The organism is Mesorhizobium sp. M8A.F.Ca.ET.161.01.1.1 (genome assembly GCF_004792105.1).
Taxonomy (GTDB): Bacteria; Pseudomonadota; Alphaproteobacteria; order Rhizobiales; family Rhizobiaceae; genus Mesorhizobium.
This window is the reverse complement of record NZ_SRTD01000015.1, coordinates 26,892-41,759: the sequence shown is the minus strand read 5'-3', so window position 1 is coordinate 41,759 and position 14,868 is coordinate 26,892. Positions and strand designations below refer to the sequence as shown.

Sequence of the window (14,868 nt, the reverse complement as noted above, 5' to 3'; positions counted from 1 at the left end):
GGGCCGGCATGGAGCCGCCGGAAGGTGCGGTGAGATGGCTGGTGGATTTATGCGCCCAGAATGGGCGCGCGGCGTCGCGTCATGCTCGCCCTCCGGCGCCACCGGCAATGGCTGGAAGCTGTACACGGATGGCTTGCATCAAAGGATGGGGAAGGCGGCTTGGGACGGTCGGTCACGCTGGCCTCGGCTGCTTATGTCCTGTGACACTAAGCCAGCCGATGGCGGTCTCAAAGACGCGGCGATGTCGCACGCTGTCTGCCGGCGAAGGCCGGACGTTCGGCGCGATAGGTCGTGGCGCGGGACGAGGCACCCGGCCTGCAGATGCGGCTGTTGTGGCGGCTCTCGAAAGTCATGGTCAGTGCGCGCCCAGCGAGGTGCCGCGACGGGCGCAGGCCGGACCGGGGCCGCGCATGTAGTAGCGCTCGGGCCGATAGGTCGGCGCGACGAATTCGCGGATGGCGGCGGCATAGCCGATGAGGTGCGTGAGGAAGTTCATTTTACCCGGTCCCTGTCCCGATTTTCGGATGTCCCTTCCGAATTGCGAGAACGATAGCATCAAGGCGTGAATACTCAGTGAACGCGATGTTAATTTTTGGTCGAAAACCCGTCGCTTCGTGGCCGGAATGCGGCTGATTCGGGGTGTTTCGGTGCTCCTTGTCGTCATTTCTGCTGGTGTGACTTTTGCATCACATATGTTTCGTTTGAATGTCGCCTTGGCGCGCTTTTGTTTCAACTTTCGAACCGTCCTTGGAATTTCCTTGCCGATGGCCGGTGGGACCGGAACCGGCCCGGGCAACGGACGTTGGGATCACGGCATTGCCGGCTCACAGGTGCTGCCTGCCGGCAGGCCGGACTCCCGCCACAAGCAAGAGCAATGGAAAGGCTGAAATCATGGGCTTCTTTTCGAAGGACATCAAAACACTGGACGATCTCTTCGTGCACACGCTGCGCGATATCTATTATGCCGAGAAGCAGATCGAGAAGGCGTTGCCGAAGATGATCGGCAAGGCAACCGATCCGCAATTGAAGGCCGGCTTCGAAAAACATCTCGAACAGACCAAGGGCCATATCGAACGCGTCGAGGAGGTGTTCGAGCTGCACGGCGTGAAGGCCAAGCCGGTGAATTGCCCGGCCATTGACGGCATTCTCGAGGAGGCCGACGACGTCAGCAGCGATGTCGATGACAAGGATGTTCTCGACGCCGCGCTGATCGCTTCCGCCCAGGCCGTCGAGCACTATGAGATGACCCGCTACGGCACCTTGATCGCCTGGGCCAAACAGCTCGGCCGCAGCGACTGCGCCAACGTGCTGGCCAAGAACCTCAAGGAAGAGCAGGCGACGGATCGCAAGCTGACCGAAATGGCGGAAAGCAAGATCAACCTGCAAGCCGCCGAATAGGGGCAGACAGCCGGGGCCGGCGGCAATCGCGCCGGCCCCGGCCGGATCGCGTTGGAACCGAGCGGGGTGGTCGTCCGTTCCAGCTGATCTTTCTCAAGGGGAAATCATCATGGCGCCGCGCCCGGCCTGGAAAGGCTATCTGAAGCTCTCGCTGGTCACGTGTGCCATCGAACTGACCAATGTCGTCACCCATGCCGAGAAGGTCTCGTTCCGCATCCTCAACCGCAAGACCGGCAATACGGTGAAGCGGATCTACGTCGATGCCGAGACCGGCAAGCCGATCGAGGACGGCGACGAGATCAAGGGCTACGAGATCGACAAGGGCGATTTCGTCCGTATAGAGGAGGACGAGATCGAGGCGGTGCAGATCGAATCCTCGCACACGATGAGCCTCGACGGCTTCGTCGACAAGGCCTCGATCGAGCAGATCTATCTCGACACGCCTTACTATGTCGCGCCGGCCGACACGGTTTCGGAAGAGGCCTTCGCCGTCATCCGCGACGCCATGGCGGGCAAGAAGATGGCGGGGCTTGCCCGCATCGTTCTGTACAGCCGCGAACGGCCCGTGGTCATCGAGCCGCTCGGCAAGGGCATGGTGCTGACGACGCTGCGCTACGACAACACGGTGCGCCAGCCGGAAAGCGTCTTCGGCGACATCAAGGCGGTGAAGACCGACCAGGAGATGACCGATCTCGCCGAACTCATCATCGACAAGAAGAAGGCGAAGTTCGATCCGTCGAAATTCGAGGACAAATATGAGGACGCCCTGCTCGAACTGATCCGCGCCAAGAAGGCGGGGCACAAGGCGCCGAAGGCCAAGGCCGCTCCCAAGCCCTCCAACGTCGTCAATCTGTTCGACGCGCTGAAGAAGAGCCTCTCGTCGGACTCCGGCCCGTCGAAACCATCATCCCAGGCGAAAGCCAAGCCGGCGACCAAAAGCGCCAAGGCGAAAAGCGTTGCGCCGAAGCGCAAATCGGCCTGAGGATACGAGATGGCAAGCCTCGAACAGTATCATTCGAAGCGCGACTTCAAGAAGACCGCGGAGCCGGCCGGCAAGGTTACGCGCGGGCAGAAGGGCGGCGGCATCTTCGTGATCCAGAAGCATGCCGCGACAAGGCTGCATTACGATTTTCGCCTCGAGCATGACGGCGTGCTGTGGAGCTGGGCGGTGACGCGCGGTCCTAGCCTCGACCCGCACGAAAAGCGGCTGGCCGTGCATGTCGAGGATCATCCCATCGACTATGCCGGCTTTGAAGGCACCATCCCCAAGGGCGAATATGGCGGCGGCTCGGTGCTCGTCTGGGACGAAGGAACCTGGACGCCCGAGGACGATCCCGCGAAGATGATGAAGAAGGGGCACATCAACTTCGAACTCGAGGGCCACAAGCTGCGTGGCAAATGGCATCTGGTGCGGCTGCGGCCGCGCCCGGGCGAAAAACGAGACAACTGGCTGCTGATCAAGTCCGACGATGCCGCCGCGCGCCCCGGCGAGGATATTCTCAACGACGAGCCGAAGTCGGTGAAATCAGGCCTGACGATCGAGGAGGTCGGCGAAGGCAAGGCGGCCAAGGGCGAGAAACCCAAAGTCTGGCACTCGAACAAGCCGGCCACCGGCAAGGCCAAGGCCGGGGCCAGGAAACTCGACTTCATCGAACCGCAGCTCGCCACGCTGGAGCGGGACGCACCGTCGGGCCAGGACTGGCTGCATGAGGTGAAGTTCGACGGCTATCGCATGCAGGCGCAGATCGCCGGCACCGACGTGCGGCTCTTGACCCGAACCGGCCTCGACTGGACGGAAAAATTCGGCGGCGAGATCGCGGCCGAACTCGCCGGGCTGAAATGCAGCGATGCCATCATCGACGGGGAGATCGTCGTGCTGGCCGACAGCGGCGTGTCGTCCTTCGCGCTGCTGCAGCAGGATCTGTCGGCGAAGCGGACGAACCGGTTCATCTACTATGTGTTCGACCTGATGCGGCTCGACGGCAAGGATTTGCGGCGGGAACCGCTGGTCGAGCGCAAGCAGGCCTTGCAGGACCTGCTCGGCGAGCAGGCCGACAATGCGGCGGTGCGTTTCTCCGACCATTTTGCCGAACCCGGCAAGATCATGCTGGAACATGCCTGCCGCATGGGGCTGGAAGGCGTCGTCTCAAAACGCTCCGATGCGCCCTACCGCGGCGGGCGCGGTCCGGCATGGGTCAAATCGAAGTGCACGGCGCGGCAGGAATTCGTCATCGGCGGCTATCTGCCGTCTGACAAGACCGGACGCGGCCTGCGTTCGCTGCTGGTCGGCTATTACGAAGACGGCCGCCTGCACTATGCCGGCCGGGTCGGCACCGGCTTCTCCACCAAGGGCGCCAACGACCTGAAGAAGAGGCTCGATGCGCTGACGGCGGACGCCTCGCCCTTCGATGCGGCGGTGCCGAAGGGCAAGGGCCTTGTCTGGGTCAGGCCGGAACTGGTCGGCGAAGTGGAGTTTCGCAGCTGGACCTCGGACCGTATAATACGCCATGCTTCGTTCCAGGGGCTGCGCGAGGACAAGCCGGCGGAGGAAGTCGTGCAGGAAAAGCCAAAGGCGGCGACAGGCAAGCCAGCGACAGGCAAGGGCCCGGCAAAGGCCAAGCCGGCGGCAAGCAGCGCCGGTAGGCCTGCCGGCGGGATGACGACCTCCGTAAAGCTCTCCCATCCCGACAAGCTTTTGTGGCCCGACGAGAAGATATCGAAGCAGGACCTGCTCGACCATTACGCGCTGGTCTGGCCGCGCATGGAACAGTTCGTCGTCAACCGGCCGCTAAGCCTGGTGCGCGCACCGGACGGCGTTGGCGGGCAGCGCTTCTTCCAGAAACACGCCTCCCCCGGAATGAGCGACAAGATCGCCCGGATGAGGGACCCCGGGGATGGCGAGGAAATCCTGTTCATCCGGGATTTCGACGGGGTCGCGGCTCTCGTCCAGTATGGTGTGGTCGAGATCCACATCTGGGGCTGCACGATCGACAAGCTCGAACAGCCGGACCAGATCGTCTTCGACCTCGACCCCGATGAGGGCGTCGATGTGAAGGCGGTGCGCGAGGCGGCGCTCGACATCAGGGGCAAGCTCGACGAGCTGTCGCTGCCCAATTTCGTCAAGACATCGGGCGGCAAGGGCTTTCATGTCGTCGTGCCGCTGAAACCGTCGGCGGATTGGGCCGAAGTCAAAGACTTCGCCCATGATTTCGCCAGGGCGCTGGAGCAGGGTGCCCCCGACCGCTACACGGCGACGCTGTCGAAGAAGGCGCGTACGGGAAAAATCTTCGTCGACTATCTGCGCAATGGCAGCGGCGCGACCACCGTGGCACCTTACTCCTCACGGGCCAAGAAGGGCGCGACGGTGTCGATGCCGGTGACCTGGCCCGAGATCGAGGCCGGCCTGGCGCCGAATGCCTTCCCGATCGGCGACAAGACGACGTTGGCGAAGCTGGCGGAAGCCGACCCATGGAAGGACTTTTTCAGGCAGGGGAAGGCTTTGAAGCGGACCCCATGATTTCGTCATCCTAGGGCGGAGCGACGCAAAGCGTCGCGCAGAACCCTAGGATCCATGCCGTGACTTCGGCCGCAGATCGGGGCAGAGCGGAGTTCTGGACCGTATTATCGTTGGGAAGTTCCCGGCATGGATCCTCGGGTCTGCGCTGCGTCGCTGCGCTCCTTGCTTCGCCCGTGGATGACGAAGCAGGTTCACCCCAAAAACACCCTTTCGAACGCCTGCTTGCCCGGCGGTGAAAAAACCACGGCGCGGCTGTCCTTCTCGCGGCGCGCCCATTTCTCGGCAAGGATCTTGTCGAGGATCGCGGCGCCCAGCGTTCCAGCGAGGTGCGAGCGCCGCACGCTCCAGTCGAGGCAGGCGCGGCACACGGGCCGCCTAGGCTTGGTGTAGACATCGATGCCGATCGCCGCGAAGTGCGAGGCCGCGGACGGGCCGAGCCTGATCTCCTTGTCGTCGCGGACCAGTATGTTCTTGTCGACAAGACGATCCAGCATCGCAACGGCCTGTTCGCCGGCAAGATGATCGTAGCAGACGCGCGCGATGCGCATCGCGCCGTCGCGGGGGCCCGGCCGCACGCGCTTTGGGCCGACGGCTTCGGCCACGCCGGTGATGGCTTCGATCATGCCGGCCACTTGCGGGCCGGCCAGACCGTAATAGCGATGCCGGCCCTGGCTGGCCACGGTCAGCAGTCCGCCCTCCATCAGTTTCGACAGATGCGAGGACGCGGTCGGCAACGACACGCCGGCCTCCAGCGCCAGTTCGCTCGCGGTCAATGCCGTGCCGCCCATCAGGGCGTTCAGCATGTTGGCGCGGGCCGGATCGCCGACCAGGCTGGCGATGCGGGCAATATCGGGTCCTTCGCGCATGGTTTGATCCTCATCGAAACATTCTTGTCAGATAACCAGTATTCTCGGCCCAGTTCAAGGAGCTGGCATGATGGCTCCTGACACCAGACTGACTAGCACAGAGATGCGCGTGACGTTTCGACCGCCCTCGAACCGTCGTTGCAAACCCCGAGGAGACCGAGATGACCATCACCTGCTTCATCCGCTATGAGATCGACCCGTTCGGCAAGGCCGCCTTCGAGGAATATGCCCGCAATTGGGGCCAGGCCATTCCGCGCTGCGGCGCCGATCTGATCGGCTATTTCGCGCCGCACGAGGGCTCGGCCACGACGGCCTATGCCGCCTACAACATCGAAAACCTGGCGGCCTACGAAGCCTATCGCGCCCGGCTTGCCGCCGACCCCGCCGGCAAGGCAAACTACGAGTTCGCCCGCCGCGAACGATTCATCCTCAAGGAGGACCGCATGTTCCTGAAACTGGCGTCCGGCCCGCACGCGCCGCTGGTGAAGGTATGATCGCCGTCATCTTCGAGGTGCAGCCCGCGGAAGGCCGGCGCGAGGCTTATCTCGGCATCGCCGCCGAGTTGCGTCCGCTGCTCGACGGCATCGATGGATTCATTTCCGTCGAGCGCTTCCAGAGCCTGGCCGACCAGAACCGGGTGCTGTCGCTGTCATTCTGGCGCGACGAGGAGGCGGTCAAGGCCTGGCGCAATACGGAAGAACACCGGCAGGCGCAGCAGGCCGGGCGCGGCGGTATCTTTGCCGGCTATAGATTGCGGATCGCCCATGTGGTGCGGGACTACGGGCTGGCCGAGAGGGACGAGGCGCCGGCGGACAGCCGGGCGGTGAATGGGTAGCGCCTTCCCTTCTCCCCTTGTGGGAGAAGGTGGATCGGCGCGTCAGCGCCGAGACGGATGAGGGGTGTTCCAGCGGAGTGAGACGTTGGTGTTCCCTGGAACACCCCTCATCCGACCTCGCTTCGCGAGGCCACCTTCCCCCACAAGGGGGGAAGGAAGAAGCGCGCCTCACGCATTCCCGATCAGCACGCCGGCCGCGAACACCAGGGCGCCGCCCAGCACCACCTGGAAGGCGGCGCGCAGGAACGGGGTCTGCATGTAGCGGTTCTGGACGAAGGCGATGGCCCACAATTCGAAGAACACCACCACGGCGGCAACGGCGGTGGCCGTCCAGAAATGCGGGATGAGGTAGGGTAGCGCGTGGCCGAGCCCGCCCGCGGACGTCATGACGCCGGTGGTGATGCCGCGTTTTACCGGCGAGCCCCTGCCCGACAATTTGCCGTCGTCGGAAGCGACCTCGGTGAAGCCCATTGAAATGCCGGCGCCGATCGAGGCGGCCAGCCCGACCAGAAAGGTCTGCCAGGTATCATGGGTCGCAAAGGCGGCGGCGAAGATCGGCGCGAGTGTCGAGACCGATCCATCCATCAGACCAGCTAGCCCGGGCTGCACGTAGGTCAGGATGAACTGGCGCTGTTCGGCGGCGGCTTCTTCGTCCTTCACGTCGCCCGGTACGTGCGTCTGCTCGAGGCGCTGCGCCAGCGTTTCGTGCCCTTGTTCGGCCAGCGCCAGATCGTCGAGAAGCTTTCGCGTCGAGGCATCGGTGGTGCGCTTCGCCGCCTCGACGTAGAACAGGTAGGCCTGTCGCTCCATCGCCTCGGCCTGGCGGCGCACGGCCTCGACGCCGAGCGGCCGCACCAGCCAGTCGGGCTTGCGCTCGTAATAGCCCTTCACATGTTCACGGCGGATCAACGGAATGCGCTCGCCGAAACGCTTGCGGAAGAGTTCAATCAGCGAGTCGCGATGGCCATCCTCTTCCTCGGCCATCTCCTCGAACACCTTTGCCGATTGCGGGAAAGTCTCGGCCAGCCCGTCCGCATAGGCCCGGTAAATGCGCCCGTCATCTTCCTCCGATGAAATGGCCAGCGCCAGGATCTCCTGTTCGGAGAGCGATTCGAAGGGGCGGCGGCCGAAGGCGAAAACACGGGAAAGCATGAGAAAATCATCCTAGTTTAGAATGGTTCTAAACTAAGGTTTACGGCGTCCGTGGTCAATCGCGCGCTTGGCCGGCGGTTCAAGAATAGTTGAAGCCCCGGTCTGGGTATCGCTCTTCATTATCAGTGAATGTTCGCCTATATCTGGAGCCAAGCCATAAAAAGGAAAAAGCTGATGACGGCAAAGACGCCTCCGCACGCCTATGATCCGAAACCGGTCCTCGATCTCATCGCCAGCATCGAGGCCGACCTGCAGCGCCTGAAGGGCCTGGTCGAGCAGCAGGTCGAGAAATTCGACCCCGCCAATCCACACAACAAGGCGCCGGACGGCAAGCTGACCGAGGAAGGCGTCGAGTGCTGCTACCGCATGTTCGACGAAGGCAAGTCACGCTATACGGTGGCCCAGCAGATGAAGATCTCGTTCGCCGCCGCCACGCATCGGTTCAACGGCTGGCGCAAGCTGGGCGGGAGCAAACGGCAGCGGACGTTGCTGGGTTAGGATTGGGCTAAGGGCCCTTGGGGCAGGACGCGGCCAATTGCCAAGGCTAGCGCCACCCCTCATTGCCCTGCCGGGCATTTCTCCCCGTATAGTGACGGGGAGAAAACAGCTGACCTCGGCGGCAAGCGCCCTGTCCCCGTGACTATACGGGGAGTTGAGGAATGGTCCGCGTAGCGGACGAAAAGCCAACTGCTTGGCTTTTCGAATGACGAGTGCCGGCAGGCAGGTGAGGGGCAGCACCGCCCGCCGTTCTGACTCACCAACTTTGTCCCTGTCACATTTTTTCGTTGGCATCGCGCAAGCCTTTCCGTGCACCATGGCCGGATCGCATCACCACAGGACCCGTCATGACCACCCCTCCCGGCATCGCCGACATCCATGCCGCCGCCGCACGCCTCTATGGCCTGATCGTCGAGACCCCGTTGCTCGAATCGCAGGAGCTGAACCGGCGCTTCGGCGGCCGCATCCTGTTCAAGCCGGAGACGCTGCAGCGCACCGGGTCGTTCAAGTTCCGCGGCGCCTACAACAAGCTGTCGTCACTGAGCGAGGAAGAGCGGTCCCGTGGCGTCGTCGCCTTTTCCTCGGGCAACCATGCGCAAGGGGTGGCGGCTTCCGCCGCCATGTTCGGCGTCAAGGCGATCATCGCCATGCCGGCGGATGCGCCGGACATGAAGATCGCCAATGTCCGCAAGATGGGAGCGGAGGTGGTGCCCTTCGACCGTTTCAAGGACGACCGCATGACGGTGGTCCGTCCCTATCTGGACAAGGGCATGGCGTTGGTGCCGCCCTTCGACGACCCGGCCATCATTGCCGGCCAGGGCACGATCGGACTGGAGCTGGTGAAGCAGGCGCGGGCGCTCGGCGTCAGGCTCGACGCGGTCGTCATTCCCTGCGGCGGTGGCGGCCTGACCAGCGGCATTTCCGTTGCGGTCAAGGATGCCTCGCCCGGCACCGCGATCTGGGCGGTCGAGCCCGAGCATTTCGACGACACGCGCCGCTCGCTGGCGGCGGGCGCCAGGGTTTCGAACGAGCCGGGTTACAGTTCGATCTGCGACGCCATCCTCACCTCCGAGCCGGGCGCCATCACCTTCGAGATCAACCGCCGCAACCTCGCCGGCGCCATTGCGGTTTCCGACAGAGCGACCGCGCAGGCGATGCGCGACGCCATGGCCCATCTCAAACTGGTGGTCGAGCCCGGCGGCTGCGTCGGGCTGGCGGCGCTGTCATCGGGCGAGATCGAACTGTCGGGCAAATGCGTGGCCGTGGTGCTCTCCGGCGGCAATGTCGATTTCGGCACCTACGCCGAGATCATGGCGGCAGCTTAGAGGCGTCGGTCGTTCGGTGGCCCCTAACCTCTAATCCAGCGTGCGGCGGAACCGGAGCAGAGCCGTGCCTGCAAACACCACCACGAACAGCACCAGCCAGCCGACCTCGGCTCCTATCGCATGGAAGTCGGCACCCTTGAGCATCACCGCCCGGGTGACGCGCAGGAAATGCGTGAGCGGAAAGATCTCGCCCAGCACCTGCGCCCAACCGGGCATGCCGCGATAGGGGAACATGAAGCCCGACAGGAGCAGCGACGGCAGGAAGAAGAAGAAGGTGAGCTGCATCGCCTGCATCTGTGAGCGTGCCATGGTCGAGATCGTGTAGCCGAGCAGCACCAGCGCCAGCACAAAGACAAGCACCGCAGACAAAAGCAGCGTCAGCGAGCCGACGAACGGGATGCTGAACAGGAGCTTCGCCGCGGTCAACACCACCGCCACCTGCACGGCGCCGACGACGAGGAAGGGCAGCACCTTGCCGAGCATGATCTCGGCCGGGCTGGAAGGCATCGCCAAAAGGTTTTCCATCGTGCCGCGTTCGGTCTCACGGGTCAGCGCCATGGCGGTCATCATCACCATGGTCATCTGCAGGATCACGCCGAGCAGGCCAGGCACGATGTTGTATTGCGAGATGCCTTCGGGATTGTAGCGCTGGTGCACCACCACCTGCAGCTGCCCCCTGGCGCTTTCAGCGGCCGCCGCCTGCATGCCCTGCGCGCGCAGCAGCGCTTGGCTCGCCACCTTGCTCAATGTCGAAACGGCGCCGCTCGCCGCCGACGGGTCGGTTGCGTCGGCCTCGATCAGGATCTGCGGGTTGTCGCCGCGCTCGACCCGCCGGGCGAAATCGGCGGGGATCGTCACCACGAAAGAGACAGCGCCCTTGGCCATCAGTTCCTCGGCCTCCGCGGCGCTCTGCGCGACAAAGTCGAAGTGGTAGTAACCCGTCATCTGCAGGGCGGAGGCCATGGCGCGCGTATACTGGTCGTTGCTGATGGCAACGAGCGCCGTCGGCAGGCTCTTGGGATCGTTGTTGATGGCGAAGCCAAACAGCACCAGTTGCAACAGCGGCACGCCCAGCATCATGGCGAAGGTGATGCGGTCGCGCCGCATCTGGATGAACTCCTTGATCAGCAGCGCGCCGAGCCGGGCAAAGGAAAAGACGCTGTTCATGCCATGTTTCATGTCATGTTGTCCTTCGAACCGGACATGAACTGGATGAAGACGTCCTCGAGGCTGGTTTCGCCAGGCGTCACGGTCACGCCCTTGTGCTCTCTCTCGACATCGGCAAGCGCTGCTTCAAGCTTCTTGCGGTCGGAGCCGACGACATGCAGCGTGGCGCCGAACGGCGCCACCTGATCGACGCCGGCGCGGCCCTCAAGCGCTTCGGCCACCCTGTCAAGCCGCGGCCCCTGCACCACGAAAGTGGTCAGCCCTGCGTTCTTCACCACCTCGGCCACGGTGCCGGTGGCCAGCATCTTGCCGTAGGAGATGTAGCTGATGCGGTGGCAGCGCTCGGCCTCGTCCATATAGTGGGTGGAGACCAGCACGGTCAGCCCGCCGCTGGCCAGGCGATGGATCTCGTCCCAGAACTCGCGCCGCGCCTTCGGGTCGACGCCAGCCGTCGGCTCGTCGAGCAGAAGCAGCTTCGGCTTGTGCATGATGCAGGCGGCCAGCGCCAGCCGCTGCTTCCAGCCGCCGGACAAGGTGCCGGCCAGCTGGTTGCGGCGCGTCGCCAGGCCGAGCTCCTCCAATGTCCGGGCGACATACTCCTCGACCGGTCTCAGCCGGTAAAGCCGCGCCACGAATTCCAGATTCTCGCCGATCGTCAGATCCTCGTAGAACGAGAATTTCTGCGTCATGTAGCCGACTTCGCGCTTGATCCTGAGCGAGTCCGTGCGGATGTTGAAACCCAGCACCGTGCCTTCGCCCTCGTCCGGCGTCAGCAGGCCGCACATGATGCGGATGGTGGTGGTCTTGCCCGAGCCGTTGGGGCCGAGGAAGCCGACGATCTCGCCCTCGGCGACCGACATGGTCACATGGTCGACGACGGTCTTGTCGCCGAAGCGCTTGACCAGGCCGCGGACGTCGATGGCGTTCATTTTCCCATATCCGCGAGATCGACATCGACGATCTGGCCGGGCTGCAGCGGCCCCGCATCGCCCTCCGGCCGCGCCTCGACGAGGTAGACCAGCTTCTGCCGGTTTTCCAGGGAGTAGATCACCGGCGGGGTGAATTCGGGATCGGGCGAGATATAGCTGACGCGCGCCCTCACGTCCGGGCCGCAGCCGTCGCAATGGACGCTGAGCAGGCTGCCGACCTTGACCGAGGAGAAGGCCGCTTCCGGAATATAGACGCTGAGCTTCACCGCGCCGTCGGGGAGCACCGAGATGACAGGCGCGGTCGGGCCCGCCGTGTCGCCGGGATTGCGGATGACGTCGTTGACGCGGCCGGGCGAAGGGGCCGCGAGCGTGCGCTTGGAGAGGCGCCACACCGCCTGCTCCAGTTCGGCCTGCGCCTGCTTGACCTGGTTGTCGGCGGCCTTGATCGTCTCGGCGCGCGCCGGCAGGCCGCCGACGGCGAGATTGGCCTCGGCCTGGCCGACCTGGGCGTTGGCGGTTTCCAGCGTCGCCGAGGCGGTGTCATAGTCGGCCTGGGTGCCGGTGCCGCGCTTGAACAGATCGGCGGCGCGAGCGTATTTGCGTCTTGCGTCGTCTGCCTGCGCCTTGGCCATGTCGACTTGAGCCTTGAGTGCGGCGATTTCTTCGGGCCGCTTGCCGACCTGCAGGTCGGCCAACTGCGCCTGTGCTTGGGCGAGGCTTGCCTGCGCCTGCGCCACCGCGATCTTGGCGTCGGCATTTTCAAGTGTCACCACGGTGGCTCCCGCCGTGACGCGATCGCCGCGCTTCACCGTCACCGTCTCGACCTGTGCCACCTCGATCGGCGCCAGCAGCACGTATTCGCCCTCGACATAACCGACGGCGAGCGGTGCCGCCGGGGCGCAGGCACCGAACAGCTGGGTGGCGAGCGGCAGCGAACACAGGAAGCTCATTGTCTTGGTCCCTTCATCCCTACCCTTTTCGGGCGGCCAGCATGGCGCCGAGGTTGTCCGTGGTGGCCGCCACCACCTTGGCGGCCTCGGCGGCACCGATGTCTTGCCAGCCCATGCGGCGCATCACCGCCTCGCGGCCGATGCGGAAATAGATGACCTGGCCGATCAGCGTGAACACGGTGAGCCGGGTCCGTTCGCTCTCGGCCGGCTCGCCGGTGGCTTGCTCCCAGAGCAGGCACAGGCGGCGATGCGCCGGCTCGAAGACGCCGTCATAGATGCGGTCGAGCGCCGCCGTCGGATGCGACAGTTCGCGCAGCACGAACTGCACGATCTCCCCGGCCTGCGGGCTGGCCACGACAAAGCCGACCATCCGTTCCAGGGCCGCGAACAGCTGCGCGCGCGCCGCCTCCGGGTCGCCAGCCGTCGCGGCCTGTTCATTGAGCGCCTGACCGGCGACGGCCTGAATGGTCTCGACGATGAAGTCGGCGGCAGCGGCGCGAAGACCTTCCTTGCCACCGAAATGATAGGCGATCGAGCCGATATTGGCCCCCGCCTCGGCGGCGATTTCACGCGTCGAGGTGCCGTCGAAGCCCTGCCGCCCGAACAGTTTCAGCGCCGCCCGAACGAGCGCGGCACGCGTTAGCTCAGCCGGGGATGTCGCGTGGCGGGGCGGCTTGGCGTCCGACAATTTGATCATGGTAAGCACTTTAATCAATCGATTGATTAAAGTCAACTTGTGTGCGGCGCCGTCTTGCCATCGCCTTCGGCAAACGCTTTAGTGCGCGGCCATGGGCAAGGAAGTCGAGCGTAAGTTCCTGGTCTCTAGCCCCGCGTGGCGGGATCTGGTGGAAGCGGATATCCGCATTCTCCAGTTCTATCTCGCCACGGCACCCGGACGAACCGTCCGCATCCGCATCAGTGATGGCGCCTCGGCCAAGCTGACGCTCAAATTCGGCAGCAGCGCGCGCGAGCGCGACGAATTCGAATATCCGATCCCGCTGGCGGAGGCGGTGGAGATGCTGGACTTCGCCATCGGACGTGTCATCGAGAAGACACGCTACCATGTTAGACATCGCGGCTATCTCTATGAAGTCGATGTCTTTGGCGGCGCACTGGCGGGACTTGTGGTGGCCGAACTCGAGACTCCGGAAGACGTTCCGGATGAAATGCTGCCGGACTGGCTCGGCCGTGAAGTCACCGGTGAACAGATGTTCTACAACGCGTCGCTCGCCCTCGGGGGGATACCGGAGATCGCCGCATGAGCTTTCGCATAGACCCGCGCCTGCCGCTGACCGGCGAGGTCAGACGCATCCTTGCCGAGGAAATCGGCAAGGCCCTGCAACATCTGGACGTGGCGCGCACTCGGCCCGAACAGGGGCTACACAAATGCCGCAAGCGGCTGAAGAGCGCGCGCGCCTTGTTGCGCCTCGTTCGTTCCGGAGACGAAACGTTCTGTGCCACGGAAAACCAATGCTATCGCAATGTGGCGGCGCTGCTTGCCGGCCCGCGTGAAGCGACAGCTCTGATCGAAACCATCGATCGGCTGGCGGCGGCCTTTGCCAGGGAAAGCGCCGATGGCGGGCTCGATGCCGTGCGCGACCGGCTGATCGCACGCCAGCATGATTTGCACGAAGGCGCCGGGCTGCGGGCCGCGATCGGCGCGGCCGCCGCCGCCTGCGAAGACGGCATGAAGCGCATCGAAACCCTTACCCTGCCCGACCAGCCGGAGCAGGCCGCCGACGTGCTTGCCGAAGGCGCCCGCGCCACCTTGCGCCGTGCAAGGAAGGCGCTCGACAAGGCCGGCTCGCACGGCGAGGCCGGCGATTTCCACGACCTGCGCAAGGCGGCCAAGACGCATGGCATGCACCTGTCGCTGCTCGGCAGGCTGTGGCCGACCCCGATCAAGGCGCGGCGCAAGGCCGTCGATGCGCTGGGCGAACGTCTCGGCGAACTGCATGATGTGTTCGTCATGCGTGCGTTGCTCGAGGCGGACGACGAGCCGCTGGGACCGCCCGAGGATACGAAACTTCTCGGCAAGCTGCTCAAGCGTTCGGAAAAGAGCCTGAAGAAGACGTGCCTTGCCGAGGCGGCCGAACTGTTTGGCGACAGCCCCAAGCGCTCGACGAAAAAGCTTGCCCGCAAGGCCCGCGACGATCTTGCCGGCTCGGCCGAAGACGCCGGCGCACTTGCGGCCACCGGCTGATCCGGACCGAACATGCTTTGCCGTCGGG

17 protein-coding genes are annotated in these 14,868 nt (G+C 64.4%); 10 read left to right on the top strand and 7 right to left on the bottom strand.

All coding sequences use genetic code 11. The features are described 5' to 3' along the window. Window positions 1-355 precede the first annotated feature (355 nt). Entirely contained in the window at window positions 356-496 is a 141-nt protein-coding gene (locus EN804_RS27450; protein ID WP_013892047.1) for a hypothetical protein, read from the bottom strand. A gap of 151 nt (window positions 497-647) precedes the next feature. Here EN804_RS27450 and EN804_RS27445 point away from each other — a divergent pair, with 151 nt between their 5' ends. The 4 genes from EN804_RS27445 (at window position 648) to ligD (ending at window position 4,915) form a co-directional block, all read left to right on the top strand. Beyond that, window positions 648-887 (top strand): hypothetical protein, encoded by a 240-nt coding sequence (locus EN804_RS27445; protein WP_135862896.1) that lies wholly within the window; start codon window positions 648-650, stop codon window positions 885-887. A 4-nt stretch (window positions 888-891) separates the two neighbouring features. Continuing rightward, entirely contained in the window at window positions 892-1,398 is a 507-nt protein-coding gene (locus EN804_RS27440; protein WP_135862898.1) for a ferritin-like domain-containing protein, read from the top strand. A gap of 109 nt (window positions 1,399-1,507) precedes the next feature. Continuing rightward, a complete protein-coding gene (locus EN804_RS27435) occupies window positions 1,508-2,380 on the top strand; it encodes a Ku protein (RefSeq protein ID WP_135862900.1) in 873 nt (290 codons plus the stop codon). A 9-nt stretch (window positions 2,381-2,389) separates the two neighbouring features. Next, on the top strand, window positions 2,390-4,915 hold the full coding sequence (gene ligD / locus EN804_RS27430; RefSeq protein ID WP_135921773.1) for a DNA ligase D: 2,526 nt from the start codon (window positions 2,390-2,392) through the stop codon (window positions 4,913-4,915). A gap of 191 nt (window positions 4,916-5,106) precedes the next feature. Here ligD and EN804_RS27420 read toward each other — a convergent pair whose 3' ends face one another. Then, window positions 5,107-5,781: a winged helix-turn-helix domain-containing protein gene (locus EN804_RS27420; RefSeq protein WP_127279422.1), complete on the bottom strand. Its 675-nt coding sequence runs from the start codon at window positions 5,779-5,781 to the stop codon at window positions 5,107-5,109. 161 nt (window positions 5,782-5,942) lie between these two features. Between EN804_RS27420 and EN804_RS27415 the strand changes: the two genes are divergently transcribed. Both EN804_RS27415 and EN804_RS27410 read left to right on the top strand, forming a co-directional pair. Next, a complete protein-coding gene (locus tag EN804_RS27415; protein WP_127279421.1) occupies window positions 5,943-6,275 on the top strand; it encodes an NIPSNAP family protein in 333 nt (110 codons plus the stop codon). Then, the gene (locus EN804_RS27410) at window positions 6,272-6,616 is read left to right on the top strand and encodes an antibiotic biosynthesis monooxygenase (RefSeq protein ID WP_127871078.1); all 345 of its coding nucleotides are present in this window, start codon (window positions 6,272-6,274) and stop codon (window positions 6,614-6,616) included. Before EN804_RS27415 ends, EN804_RS27410 begins: the two co-directional genes overlap by 4 nt. A gap of 168 nt (window positions 6,617-6,784) precedes the next feature. On the opposite strand, the gene mbfA is transcribed toward EN804_RS27410, so the two are convergent. Continuing rightward, window positions 6,785-7,768 (bottom strand): iron exporter MbfA, encoded by a 984-nt coding sequence (gene mbfA / locus EN804_RS27405; RefSeq protein ID WP_135921772.1) that lies wholly within the window; start codon window positions 7,766-7,768, stop codon window positions 6,785-6,787. A gap of 174 nt (window positions 7,769-7,942) precedes the next feature. Between mbfA and EN804_RS27400 the strand changes: the two genes are divergently transcribed. Next, a complete protein-coding gene (locus tag EN804_RS27400) occupies window positions 7,943-8,266 on the top strand; it encodes a hypothetical protein (RefSeq protein WP_127280438.1) in 324 nt (107 codons plus the stop codon). A 347-nt stretch (window positions 8,267-8,613) separates the two neighbouring features. Then, window positions 8,614-9,591 (top strand): threonine/serine dehydratase, encoded by a 978-nt coding sequence (locus EN804_RS27395; protein WP_135921771.1) that lies wholly within the window; start codon window positions 8,614-8,616, stop codon window positions 9,589-9,591. 30 nt (window positions 9,592-9,621) lie between these two features. Here the strand turns inward: EN804_RS27395 and EN804_RS27390 are convergent, their stop codons facing one another. Genes EN804_RS27390 through EN804_RS27375 form a run of 4 tightly spaced genes read right to left on the bottom strand, consistent with a single transcriptional unit; the run spans window position 9,622 to window position 13,334 of the window. Further along, window positions 9,622-10,758, bottom strand: a complete 1,137-nt coding sequence (locus tag EN804_RS27390) for an ABC transporter permease (protein WP_127871290.1) — start codon at window positions 10,756-10,758, stop codon at window positions 9,622-9,624. Window positions 10,759-10,766: 8 nt separating this feature from the next. Next, window positions 10,767-11,687 (bottom strand): ABC transporter ATP-binding protein, encoded by a 921-nt coding sequence (locus EN804_RS27385; RefSeq protein WP_135921770.1) that lies wholly within the window; start codon window positions 11,685-11,687, stop codon window positions 10,767-10,769. Then, on the bottom strand, window positions 11,684-12,637 hold the full coding sequence (locus EN804_RS27380; RefSeq protein ID WP_135921769.1) for an HlyD family efflux transporter periplasmic adaptor subunit: 954 nt from the start codon (window positions 12,635-12,637) through the stop codon (window positions 11,684-11,686). The genes EN804_RS27385 and EN804_RS27380 overlap by 4 nt, the downstream gene beginning before the upstream one ends. 19 nt (window positions 12,638-12,656) lie before the next feature. After that, entirely contained in the window at window positions 12,657-13,334 is a 678-nt protein-coding gene (locus EN804_RS27375; protein WP_127871073.1) for a CerR family C-terminal domain-containing protein, read from the bottom strand. Window positions 13,335-13,425: 91 nt separating this feature from the next. Here EN804_RS27375 and EN804_RS27370 point away from each other — a divergent pair, with 91 nt between their 5' ends. Next, on the top strand, window positions 13,426-13,899 hold the full coding sequence (locus tag EN804_RS27370) for a CYTH domain-containing protein (protein WP_127871072.1): 474 nt from the start codon (window positions 13,426-13,428) through the stop codon (window positions 13,897-13,899). Then, entirely contained in the window at window positions 13,896-14,840 is a 945-nt protein-coding gene (locus tag EN804_RS27365) for a CHAD domain-containing protein (RefSeq protein ID WP_135921768.1), read from the top strand. Before EN804_RS27370 ends, EN804_RS27365 begins: the two co-directional genes overlap by 4 nt. Window positions 14,841-14,868 lie beyond the last annotated feature (28 nt).

Coding starts and splice junctions, on each gene's coding strand:
- EN804_RS27395 (WP_135921771.1), top strand. CDS start 8,614: ATGACCACCCCTCCCGGCATCGCCGACATCCATGCCGCCGCCGCACGC.
- EN804_RS27415 (WP_127279421.1), top strand. CDS start 5,943: ATGACCATCACCTGCTTCATCCGCTATGAGATCGACCCGTTCGGCAAG.
- EN804_RS27450 (WP_013892047.1), bottom strand. CDS start 496: ATGAACTTCCTCACGCACCTCATCGGCTATGCCGCCGCCATCCGCGAA.
- ligD (WP_135921773.1), top strand. CDS start 2,390: ATGGCAAGCCTCGAACAGTATCATTCGAAGCGCGACTTCAAGAAGACC.
- mbfA (WP_135921772.1), bottom strand. CDS start 7,768: ATGCTTTCCCGTGTTTTCGCCTTCGGCCGCCGCCCCTTCGAATCGCTC.
- EN804_RS27390 (WP_127871290.1), bottom strand. CDS start 10,758: ATGAACAGCGTCTTTTCCTTTGCCCGGCTCGGCGCGCTGCTGATCAAG.
- EN804_RS27365 (WP_135921768.1), top strand. CDS start 13,896: ATGAGCTTTCGCATAGACCCGCGCCTGCCGCTGACCGGCGAGGTCAGA.
- EN804_RS27400 (WP_127280438.1), top strand. CDS start 7,943: ATGACGGCAAAGACGCCTCCGCACGCCTATGATCCGAAACCGGTCCTC.
- EN804_RS27410 (WP_127871078.1), top strand. CDS start 6,272: ATGATCGCCGTCATCTTCGAGGTGCAGCCCGCGGAAGGCCGGCGCGAG.
- EN804_RS27370 (WP_127871072.1), top strand. CDS start 13,426: ATGGGCAAGGAAGTCGAGCGTAAGTTCCTGGTCTCTAGCCCCGCGTGG.
- EN804_RS27435 (WP_135862900.1), top strand. CDS start 1,508: ATGGCGCCGCGCCCGGCCTGGAAAGGCTATCTGAAGCTCTCGCTGGTC.
- EN804_RS27385 (WP_135921770.1), bottom strand. CDS start 11,687: ATGAACGCCATCGACGTCCGCGGCCTGGTCAAGCGCTTCGGCGACAAG.
- EN804_RS27375 (WP_127871073.1), bottom strand. CDS start 13,334: ATGATCAAATTGTCGGACGCCAAGCCGCCCCGCCACGCGACATCCCCG.
- EN804_RS27440 (WP_135862898.1), top strand. CDS start 892: ATGGGCTTCTTTTCGAAGGACATCAAAACACTGGACGATCTCTTCGTG.
- EN804_RS27380 (WP_135921769.1), bottom strand. CDS start 12,637: ATGAGCTTCCTGTGTTCGCTGCCGCTCGCCACCCAGCTGTTCGGTGCC.
- EN804_RS27420 (WP_127279422.1), bottom strand. CDS start 5,781: ATGCGCGAAGGACCCGATATTGCCCGCATCGCCAGCCTGGTCGGCGAT.